9 protein-coding genes and 1 tRNA gene are annotated in these 9,484 nt (G+C 34.2%); 5 read left to right on the top strand and 5 right to left on the bottom strand.

Annotation, left to right across the window (positions count from 1 at the left end; translation table 11 throughout):
• On the top strand, window positions 1–747 hold a 747-nt coding region (locus OU788_RS10930), incomplete at its 5' end, for an NTP transferase domain-containing protein (RefSeq protein ID WP_274635199.1).
• Window positions 748–785: 38 nt separating this feature from the next.
• Here the strand turns inward: OU788_RS10930 and OU788_RS10925 are convergent.
• A tRNA-Leu gene (locus OU788_RS10925) sits at window positions 786–869 on the bottom strand.
• Between the two features lie 110 nt (window positions 870–979).
• On the opposite strand from OU788_RS10925, the gene OU788_RS10920 reads away from it, so the two are divergent.
• The 3 genes from OU788_RS10920 to pth all read left to right on the top strand — a co-directional run bounded on the left by OU788_RS10920 (window position 980) and on the right by pth (window position 3,226).
• Window positions 980–1,921: a ribose-phosphate pyrophosphokinase gene (locus tag OU788_RS10920; RefSeq protein WP_274635198.1), complete on the top strand. Its 942-nt coding sequence runs from the start codon at window positions 980–982 to the stop codon at window positions 1,919–1,921.
• Between the two features lie 21 nt (window positions 1,922–1,942).
• Window positions 1,943–2,521 carry a 50S ribosomal protein L25/general stress protein Ctc gene (locus OU788_RS10915; protein WP_274635197.1) on the top strand — a complete coding sequence of 193 codons (579 nt, stop codon included), beginning with the start codon at window positions 1,943–1,945 and terminating at the stop codon, window positions 2,519–2,521.
• A 138-nt stretch (window positions 2,522–2,659) separates the two neighbouring features.
• A complete protein-coding gene (pth, locus tag OU788_RS10910; protein ID WP_274635200.1) occupies window positions 2,660–3,226 on the top strand; it encodes an aminoacyl-tRNA hydrolase in 567 nt (188 codons plus the stop codon).
• Between the two features lie 111 nt (window positions 3,227–3,337).
• Here pth and OU788_RS10905 read toward each other — a convergent pair whose 3' ends face one another.
• From OU788_RS10905 to mutS, 4 genes are all read right to left on the bottom strand, one after another.
• Window positions 3,338–3,787, bottom strand: coding sequence for a 6-pyruvoyl trahydropterin synthase family protein (locus tag OU788_RS10905; protein ID WP_274635196.1), 450 nt, complete (start codon window positions 3,785–3,787; stop codon window positions 3,338–3,340).
• Between the two features lie 308 nt (window positions 3,788–4,095).
• Window positions 4,096–4,872, bottom strand: coding sequence for an enoyl-CoA hydratase/isomerase family protein (locus OU788_RS10900; RefSeq protein WP_274635195.1), 777 nt, complete (start codon window positions 4,870–4,872; stop codon window positions 4,096–4,098).
• A gap of 21 nt (window positions 4,873–4,893) precedes the next feature.
• Window positions 4,894–6,231, bottom strand: coding sequence for an MATE family efflux transporter (locus OU788_RS10895; RefSeq protein WP_274635194.1), 1,338 nt, complete (start codon window positions 6,229–6,231; stop codon window positions 4,894–4,896).
• Window positions 6,232–6,236: 5 nt separating this feature from the next.
• Window positions 6,237–8,846: a DNA mismatch repair protein MutS gene (gene mutS / locus OU788_RS10890; protein WP_274635193.1), complete on the bottom strand. Its 2,610-nt coding sequence runs from the start codon at window positions 8,844–8,846 to the stop codon at window positions 6,237–6,239.
• A 261-nt stretch (window positions 8,847–9,107) separates the two neighbouring features.
• On the opposite strand from mutS, the gene OU788_RS10885 reads away from it, so the two are divergent.
• Window positions 9,108–9,484, top strand: a 377-nt coding sequence (locus OU788_RS10885) for a hypothetical protein (protein WP_274635192.1), incomplete at its 3' end; no start/stop codon positions are given.

Below are 9,484 nucleotides of genomic sequence, written 5' to 3'. Positions count from 1 at the left end.
GCTTCTGTAAAAAAAAGGTTAGATCAATTAACGAGTATTCAATTTGTAATTAAATTGAATGAAAACTCAAAATATTTTGATTGTTTACTAGAACGTTTTCCTAACATCAAAAATAGTACCTCTTATACGATTAATGAGATTGATAAAATATCTAATCATATTCATAATCTCATCAAAGAAAACATTGCGCCAGTAAAAGGATTGGTGTTAACTGGTGGAAAAAGTACCAGAATGGGACGTGATAAATCGGAGTTAGTGTATTATAAAAAGTCTCAAAAAGAACACGTAAAAGAGTTGCTAGAAAACAACAATTTAGAAACTTTTTATTCTGTTCAAGCCTCCTCAGAAAAAGAGAATGAAATTCATGATATCTTTTTAAATTTAGGACCTTTTGGAGGTGTTTGCTCTGCTTTTCAAAAAGATCCAAACTCAGCATGGCTTGTCATGGCTACAGATGTTCCGTTTGTAAACAATGAGCTTATTCAATTGTTATTACAAAAGAGAAATCCTTCTAAAATAGCAACTACTGTAAAAGGGAAAAACAAAGAATTCCCTGAACCTTTAATCACCATTTACGAACCAAAAGCCTACGGAAAATTATTAGCCTATTTAGCGCAAGGATATTCGTGCCCACGTAAAATGCTCATTAACTCTGATGTTGAAATTATTGAGGTTGATGATAACTTAATAAGAAACATCAACACTCCTGAAGAGTTTGAGCAGGTTAAAAAAGAGCTCAATTCATAATAAAAAAGCACTTAAATCTAGATTTAAGTGCTTTTTTGTACCAAAGGTGGGACTCGAACCCACACGCCCTTACGAGCATCGGATTTTGAATCCGACGTGTCTACCAATTCCACCACTTTGGCTTTTGGTGAGTGCAAATCTATAAAATATTTCATTTAAAATATCTTTTAAACTCTTAAAATAGTTTTATTTTTGCCCCTACAACAACATTAACTAAAATATACTTTTCTAAATGGCTACAAATCAATTAAGCCCTAAAATATTTGCTTGTTCACAAAGTATTGAATTAGCAGAAGAAATCGCTAATGCATACGGAGTTGAACTCGGAAATGTAACCACTACCCACTTTAGCGATGGAGAATTTCAACCTGCTTTCGAAGAATCAATCAGAGGAAGAAGGGTTTTCATTATAGGATCTACATTTCCTTCAACAGATAATTTAATGGAAATGTTACTTATGTGTGATGCTGCTAAGCGTGCATCTGCAAGACATATTACTGCTGTAATGCCTTATTTCGGTTGGGCTCGTCAAGATAGAAAAGACAAACCTCGTGTAGCTATTGGAGCTAAATTAGTAGCTAAGTTATTAGAAACTGCTGGAGCTACTAGAATTATGACGATGGATTTACACGCAGATCAAATTCAAGGTTTCTTTGAAAAACCAGTAGATCACTTATTTGCTTCTACCATCTTTTTACCTTATGTAAAAAGTTTAGATTTAGACAACTTAACCATTGCTTCACCAGATATGGGAGGTTCAAAAAGAGCTTACGCATATTCTAAATACTTAGAAAGCGATGTAGTTATTTGTTATAAGCAACGTCAAAAAGCCAATGTAATTGCGCACATGGAGCTAATTGGTGAGGTAAAAGGTAAAAATGTAATTCTTGTAGATGATATGATTGATACAGGAGGAACATTAACTAAAGCCGCTGATTTAATGATGGAGCGTGGTGCAAAAAGTGTACGTGCTATTTGTACACACCCTATTCTTTCAGGAAATGCGTATGAAAGAATTCAAAATTCGCAATTAACAGAGCTAATCGTTTCAGATACAATCCCTTTAAAAAAGAGCATATCTAAAATAAAAGTTGTATCTTGCGCCGCTTTATTCGCTGATGTGATGCATAAAGTTCAAGACAATACATCTATTAGCGATAAATTTTTAATGTAATATAAATTAATAAACAAAGTAATGAAATCAATTACAATCAAAGGATCTCAAAGAGAAAGCGTAGGTAAAAAAGCAACAAAAGCCTTACGTAATGCTGGAAAGGTTCCTTGCGTATTATACGGAGGAGACAAGCCTGTTCACTTTTCAGCAGATGAAAAAGCGTTCAAATCGTTAATCTATACTCCAGAAGTATTTACTGCTACGATTGAATTAGAAGGTGCTACTTATAGCGCTGTATTACAAGATATACAATTTCACCCAGTAAGTGATGAAATTTTACACATCGACTTCTATCAATTATTTGATGATAAAGCTGTAACTATGGAAATTCCTGTACGTTTAGTAGGAAAATCTAAAGGTGTTATGGTAGGGGGTGCATTACGTCACAACTTACGTAAATTAAAAGTAAAAGCTTTACCAGCTAACTTGCCAGATTTTATCGAAGCTGATATTACTGAGTTAGAAATTGGTAACAAGTTATATGTAACTAAGTTACAAAACGATAACTACGCAATTTTACACCCAGATAACACAGTGGTTGCTCAAGTTCGTATGTCTCGTAACGCGGCAAAAGCAGCAGCTGAAGCTGAAAAGAAATAAGACTTACCTCGTTAAGTTTTTAAAAAGCGTTACCAAGTGTAGCGCTTTTTTTATTTTTGACACATGATTTTTAATACCCTTTGGAAAAGATTATTTGGTTTTTCTAAAACACATTCAACAGCTACAGAAAACGATACAATGAAGAAATTTTTAATAGTAGGTTTAGGTAATATTGGTGAGAAATATGACAACACACGTCATAATATCGGTTTTAAAATAGTAGATGCTTTCGTAAAAGAATATGATGGGTCTTTTGAAACTGAAAAGCTAGGTGATATTGCTAAACTTAAAATTAAAGGAAAAACAGTTATTGTTTTAAAACCAAACACTTATATGAATTTAAGTGGAAAAGCGGTTAAATTTTGGATGCAAAAAGAAAATATTCAAATTGAAAACTTACTGATTATTACTGATGATTTAAATATCGACTTCGGAAAGATTCGTATAAAAGGAAAAGGTAGTTCAGGTGGTCATAACGGATTAAAAGACATCCAAGACAAGCTTAATACTGGTTCTTATCCACGTTTTCGCTTTGGGGTTGGTGCTGACTACTCTAAAGGAAGACAAGTTGATTACGTGCTAGGAGAATGGTCTTCTGAAGAAGAAAGCGCCATGATTGAACGCATTCCAACTTCTGTTAATGCTATTACCTCATTTATCAATGCAGGATTGGCAAATACAATGAATGAATTTAACGGAAAGTAGTCTGTGAGTTTGTAGTTCATTGAAGAATTAATACATTCATTCCTTAAATCAATAACTCATTAGAGCATTTCCTCATTAAATCATTAAACCACTAACCAATTAACTCATTCGCTAATTATCCGAAGCATACCACTCTGCAAAACTAGTTTCTGTTTCCTGTAACTTAATTGCATGTAGTTTGATATTTTCTGGTAAACGCGATTGGATTTTTTGAGCAAAATCAATCACCATCATTTCACTGGTTGGTTGATAATCTACCAAAATCACATGATGCCCTCTATCTTTTAACTCTTTGGCTAATTCAATATGAGGTGTGTTTTTATTGAATACTGTTGCATGGTCAAACACATCAACAATTTCTTCTTTTACGATCTTTTTTAGATCTCCGAAATCGATAACCATACCGTATTTAACATTCGATGTATCTCTAATTGGTGAACCAATTACTGTTACCGAAAGTTTGTAACTATGTCCGTGAACATTTTTACACTTTCCGTCATAACCATACAATGCATGCCCAGTTTCGAAGTTAAATTGCTTGGTAATTCTAATCTTGCCCATAAGTTTTCTATTTTAAAAGAAGTGATGAAAGATTACTTCACTTTAGCTTGTCTTAAGCGACAACTAAAAGATTGTAATACGTTATTTTCTTTTAAACTTCTTGTTTGCTCTGTATTTGTTAAAGAAATACACTACCGCTACACCTGCTGCTAAAATGGCAAATAAATAATCTCCGCCCATACTATTTTGTTTTTATTCGCCGAAAGTACGAATTTGTTTTACAACTTTTGTTAATATCCACACAAAACCTACTGAAACTACGACTCCAATCAATAGTGTTAATATCGGATTCTGTGCTACCCACTTTCCTACTTCATATCCTGCATTGTAAGCTGCAGAGCCTTTTTGGTAAAGTCTGACAAGACTAATTTTCCTGAAGTTTCAGCTCTTTCAATTAATAATTCTTCCCAGTGTTCGGTTCCTTTCCATAATGCTCTCTTCATTTCTGCTAAAGCTTCTGGATTGTACGATGCTAATTTCTCTGATAAAATCTCAACCTCTTTATCCAATTCATTTTGTGTTTCAAAAACACGAGCGTATAAGCCTTTTTCTTTCGCCCAATACGCATTTTTCCAACTAGTCGCATCCAACGTTAATTCTGCTAATCCACTTACGCTTATTTTGCGTTCTACGGCAGGTGCAATTACAAATGGACCAATACCTATCGTAAACTCAGAAAGTTTAATAGCGGCTTGCTCTGTAGCTAATACATAGTCGCAAGCTGCTGCTAATCCAACTCCACCTCCTACAGTTTTTCCTTGTACGCGACCTACAATTAATTTTGAACAACGACGCATTGCATTAATTACATTCGCAAATCCCGAGAAAAATGCTTTACCTTTTTCTAAATTATCAATCGCAACCAATTCATCAAACGAAGCACCTGCACAAAAAGCTCGATCTCCTTCCGATTTTAGTATGATTATTGAAACCTCATCGTTTGTTGATAGTTTATCAAACTCGTTGGCTAAACGCTCTAACAATACACTTGGAAAAGAGTTACTTGCTGGGTGCCCAAATTCAACTGTTGCTATTGTATTTTCAATATGCGTATATAAACTTCCGTTTTCTCTAGTTGTAGTCATTTGTTTATTCTTTGTTCAAAATTACGTTTTTTGAGCAAGCGGTAAAAATTTACTTCTAAACTTAACAACTAATGGAACTGCTCTGGCAATCATCCATAGATAAAAAGCAATCCAAATTGCATATAATTTATAGTCTAGAGAATCAAAAAATAAGAGTGTAGGAATAAAAAAAACCAACCCTGTTACTAACAACAAAACGTTTCGTAAATATTTCATTTCTCCCATTCCTTTAAACATTCCGTCATAAATAAAGGCAATAGAACATATAGGTTGCATGATTAAAATAATCCAAAAAGTATTGTAGAACTGTTCTAAAACTTCAACTTCTTTAGTAAAAACTCTTCCAATAAACTGATACAAAACAAATCCGACCAACGCTAAAAACAATCCAAAGAAAAAACCGTATTTAATTAATCTATTTCCTAGAACGACCAAGGTTTTATATGCTTTTGCGCCTAAAAGTTTTCCTGATAAAATATTTCCTGCGGAAGAATAGCCATCAATCATAAAAGCACCCATAAGCCATAAATTAAAGCCGATAGTATACGCTGCAATATAGGCATCGCCATAATCGGTAGCGTAGGATGTTCCGAAATATAAGGCAACATTTAGTGCTAAAGTTCGAACAAATAAATTCAACACCATATTGATAAACTTCGGAATTTCAGAGTTAAATGGTAATGTAAATTTTAATGAAATATCGGTCTTTTTCAATAACAATACGGCAGAAATTATCGCCATGGTAACTTGAGCTGCTACACTTGCATACGCTGCTCCTTGAATTTGCATTGCAGGAATATATCCTTCAATTCCATAAACCAGCACAACGTCTAACACTATATTTATAACAGTACCTATCAAAGCAATGATCATTGGATAATAGGTGTTTTGCAAACCCCGGAATGTACCAAAAATGGCAATGGTAAAAAGCGTAAACGGAAACCCAAAAACACGGATTTTATAATACTCAATCGAGTAGTCTAAAATCGTTCCTGACGCATTATACAATTCAAAAATTTCTTTAGCAAACGGATAACTCAATCCTAGAATCAGCGCACTTACCGCCAATACAATAACAATGGCTTGTGCTGGCAGGTTTTTAATCTCTTCAAGCTTATTAGCGCCTAAATATTGAGAAACGATGGAAGAAATTCCGCTTCTAGTTTGCCCAAAAACCCAAATTAACATAGAAAGAAAAGCGCCCACAATACCTATTGCAGCAATACTTTCGGTAGCATTGTGTTCAATATTACCCACAATCGCTAAATCAGTCGTAGAAAGTAAAGGTTCTGCAACTCCTGCTACCAATGCAGGAAAGGCTAATTTGTTGATATGTTTAAAGCTAATGTCGTGTTTCAAAACGTTTATTTTTTTGTCAACATTCGTTTAATTTCATTCAACTTCATCAAGGCTTCAATTGGTGTCAACGTATCAATATTCGTGGTTAAAATTTCCTCTCGAATATCTTCTAGCAAAGGATCGTCTAACTGAAAAAAGCTCATTTGCATGTCTTGATGCTGTGCTTCTTTCAAGGTTTCTTTTACCTCTTGATGCTTATGACTTTCTTCTAACTCCTTTAATATTTTTTGCGCTCTGTGAATTACCATATTCGGCATACCCGCCAACTTCGCTACGTGAATACCAAAACTGTGGTCACTTCCTCCTTTTACCAACTTACGCAAGAAAATAATACTATGATCTAATTCTTTAACCGACACATTAAAGTTCTTGATACGCTCAAAGGTCGTAGTCATTTCATTCAATTCATGATAGTGGGTCGCAAATAAGGTTTTAGCTTTTGACGGATGCTCATGCAAATATTCTGCAATTGCCCAGGCGATAGAGATTCCGTCATAAGTAGACGTTCCTCGTCCAATTTCATCTAACAACACCAAACTACGATCAGAAATATTGTTTAAGATGGATGCAGTTTCATTCATCTCCACCATAAAGGTCGATTCTCCCATCGAAATATTATCGCTAGCTCCTACTCTGGTAAAAATTTTATCTACAATTCCTATTCGGGCATTTTGTGCGGGTACATAACTTCCCATTTGTGCTAATAACACAATCAATGCAGTTTGACGTAAAATCGCCGATTTACCCGACATATTCGGACCCGTAATCATAATAATTTGTTGCTGATTACAGTTTAACACAACATCGTTAGCAATATATTCTTCACCTAGTGGTAATTGCTTTTCAATTACAGGATGACGACCATTTTTGATTTCAATATCGGTACTTTCATCCAATAGCGGACGCACGTAGTTATTCTCCATCGCCAACGTAGCAAAAGATAGTAATGCATCTATCTTTGCTATACTCTGTGCATTTTGTTGTACAGGTTGCACAAAGCCGATAATATATTGCACTAATTTGGCGAAAATCTCCGTTTCTAACTGCTGAATTTTCTCTTCTGCTCCTAAAATTTTCGCTTCGTATTCTTTTAACTCTTCCGTAATATAACGCTCCGCATTTACTAGGGTTTGTTTACGAATCCACTCTTCAGGAACTTTGTCTTTATGCGTATTTCTAACTTCAATATAATACCCGAATACGTTGTTAAAGGCTATTTTTAAACTCGGAATTCCCGTTCTCTCTGTTTCACGAGCCAGCATACTATCTAAATACTCTTTTCCTGAGTTAGAAATGTTACGTAGTTCGTCTAACTCTTCAGAAACTCCGCCCGCAATCGCATTCCCTTTGTTGATATTTACAGGAGCATCTTCTAACACAGTCTCTGTAATTTTAGCGATTAACGCTTCACAAGTATTAATTTGCTCTCCCAATAACTTAACGGCAGCATTTTCGCTTTTCTCTGCGGAAACTTTTATAGGAAGGATCGCTTTTAGCGAGTTTTTCAGCAAGACAACTTCTCTTGGAGACACTTTCCCCGTAGCCACTTTCGATATCAATCGTTCGATATCTGAAATTTGTTTGAGTTGATAACTTACCGTTTCAAAAAAAGCATCATTATCAATTAGGTACTTTACCAATTCATGTCGCTGCTGAATCTGCTCTAAATCTTTTAACGGAAGTGCTAACCAACGTTTTAACAAACGTCCTCCCATCGGAGAAATCGTTTTGTCAATCACATTTAATAGTGAGACAGAGTTCACCGAATTACCACCGTATAATTCTAAGTTTTTTACGGTAAAACGATCCATCCACACATAATTATCTTCGGCAATTCTGCTAATAGACTGTATGTGTTCAATTTTGTTGTGCTGAGTTTCTGATAGGTAATACATCGCAGCACCACCGGCTACAATTCCGTATTCTAACTCCTGAACTCCAAATCCTTTTAGGTTTTTTACTTTAAAATGATTTCGAAGTAATTCATCTCCATAATCTTTTTGAAACACCCAATCCTCCAAGTAAAAAGTATGAAAACGGTTAGTAAAAACCTCTAAAAAGCGTTGTTTGTGCTTTTTTTCAACCAATACCTCACTTGGTGTAAAGTTTTGCAAGAGTTTATCGATATATTCTTCGTTCCCTTGAGCGATGAGAAATTCTCCTGTAGAAACATCTAAAAAAGAAACTCCTAATAATTTCTTCCCAAAATGAACTGCCGCTAAAAAGTTGTTCGATTTCGATTGCAATACCTCATCATTCAATGCTACTCCTGGTGTTACCAACTCCGTAACTCCTCTTTTTACAATCGTTTTGGTCATTTTTGGATCTTCCAACTGATCGCAAATTGCCACACGCAACCCAGATTTTACTAACTTAGGTAAATAGGTGTTTAAAGAGTGATGCGGAAATCCTGCCAAGGCCGTTTCACTTTCACTTCCGCTTCCTCTTTTGGTTAAAATAATTCCTAAAACTTTAGATGCTTTTATGGCATCTTCTCCAAAGGTTTCATAAAAATCGCCTACTCTAAAGAGCAACATTGCATCAGGATATTTTGCCTTGATTCCGTTATACTGTTGCATTAATGGAGTTACCTTTTTTGCCTTTGTTTTTGCCAAGTTTGTGGATTTTTTGGGTTAGTTTTGCGAAGATAGAAAAAATAGTTAGCCACTTAATATTTACTTTTCAAATATAAAAAGTAAATGTTTATAAGAATAAATAAAGTCTTATTGTTTGTAACATCCCCATTATTATTTATTTTGAATTTACTAGTGCCTAATTTTAAAAAGCAAAAAAACTTGTTATTTAATTTAAATAAATTTTGCTAGCTCTTTTTTTTTTTTTTTAGAATTGCTATGAATTTTAAAAATTAAAGAAAAATGAAAAAAAAGTATTTATTTAAATTTGTATTTTTAATCACTTTAGGAGTGTTATTTCAATCTTGTGAAAAAGAAAATGTTACTGAAGAATATCAATACTCATATATCTCTAAAACAGTTAACCTTAACGAGCTGTTATCTGATGATTTTAAAGCTAAAAGAAAGGGAGGTGAGGTGGATTATGACATGCAAGTTTCCTCAGAGTTTAAAACTAATTTCTTTATACCTAAAGAACTTAAAGACATTGAAGAGTTAAAGTTACTTATAAAAAGTAACCTTAATAAAATTGATGGAGTGTTGTATTACAAAATAAATGGCGAAATCGTAGATGAAATTTTCATAAAAAGCGGAGAGTTTTTTGAGAATGAAATTAATAA

Origin of the sequence: Tenacibaculum sp. L6 (assembly GCF_028823685.1) — a bacterium.
Classification (GTDB): Bacteria; Bacteroidota; Bacteroidia; order Flavobacteriales; family Flavobacteriaceae; genus Polaribacter.
The sequence above is the reverse complement of the archived record's forward strand: the minus strand, read 5'-3'. Positions and strand labels throughout refer to the sequence as shown.

Bases quoted from the DNA above. Each gene is read 5' to 3' on its own strand.
- OU788_RS10920 (WP_274635198.1), top strand. From the start codon at position 980: ATGGCTACAAATCAATTAAGCCCTAAAATATTTGCTTGTTCACAAAGT.
- OU788_RS10915 (WP_274635197.1), top strand. From the start codon at position 1,943: ATGAAATCAATTACAATCAAAGGATCTCAAAGAGAAAGCGTAGGTAAA.
- pth (WP_274635200.1), top strand. From the start codon at position 2,660: ATGAAGAAATTTTTAATAGTAGGTTTAGGTAATATTGGTGAGAAATAT.
- OU788_RS10905 (WP_274635196.1), bottom strand. From the start codon at position 3,787: ATGGGCAAGATTAGAATTACCAAGCAATTTAACTTCGAAACTGGGCAT.
- OU788_RS10900 (WP_274635195.1), bottom strand. From the start codon at position 4,872: ATGACTACAACTAGAGAAAACGGAAGTTTATATACGCATATTGAAAAT.